Origin of the sequence: Microbacterium sp. JC 701, from assembly GCF_021026215.1 — a bacterium.
Classification (GTDB): domain Bacteria; phylum Actinomycetota; class Actinomycetes; order Actinomycetales; family Microbacteriaceae; genus Microbacterium; species Microbacterium algihabitans.
The window spans coordinates 1-502 of the sequence record NZ_JAJNCV010000009.1 but is presented as its reverse complement, the minus strand read 5'-3'; the positions used below and the strand labels follow the sequence as shown (position 1 = coordinate 502).

The following is a 502-nucleotide window of genomic DNA, read 5'->3' as shown; positions in this document are numbered from 1 at the left end:
CCCACCGAGAGCAAACAACTTCTTCTGCCGGGGTCTAGGAAAGAAAGGCGAGGGGGTCCTAAAGACCACTCCAGGATTTCAACGAAAGGCAGCCTCGACCAGCAGCAGGACGACTCAGCTAGAGTCAGAAGTTGAGAGACTACAGGAACATCAAGCTGCTCAGGCTGCCGCCCATGCCGCCCAAATCGCCGCGCAGACAGCCTATACTGTCTCGGTATATGCCACCCAACAGGCCCAGCAGCAGCAGATGTTCCAGTACATGCAGGACTTTACAGCTGCCCAGCTTCAGGGACTTCCGCCTCCGCCCATGCCTCCGCCCATGCCGCTACCCCAGCCGCCGCAACCTCCGCCGCAACCTCCGCAGCAACCCCCAGAAGCGGATATTAATTTAGACGATGTGGATTTTATGTAGTTGATGAAGTATATACTTTTATGTGCTTGTTGTTGGTTATATGGAATATGGAATTGTTTTGGTATATTTTGCAGCTTGCTTGGAATGGTA

At 53.0% G+C, this 502-nt stretch carries 1 protein-coding gene; it reads right to left on the bottom strand.

What is annotated here, in order from left to right; all coding sequences use genetic code 11:
* Positions 1–285: 285 nt before the first annotated feature.
* On the bottom strand, positions 286–502 hold a 217-nt coding region (locus LPW41_RS17190; RefSeq protein ID WP_230705462.1), incomplete at its 5' end, for a hypothetical protein.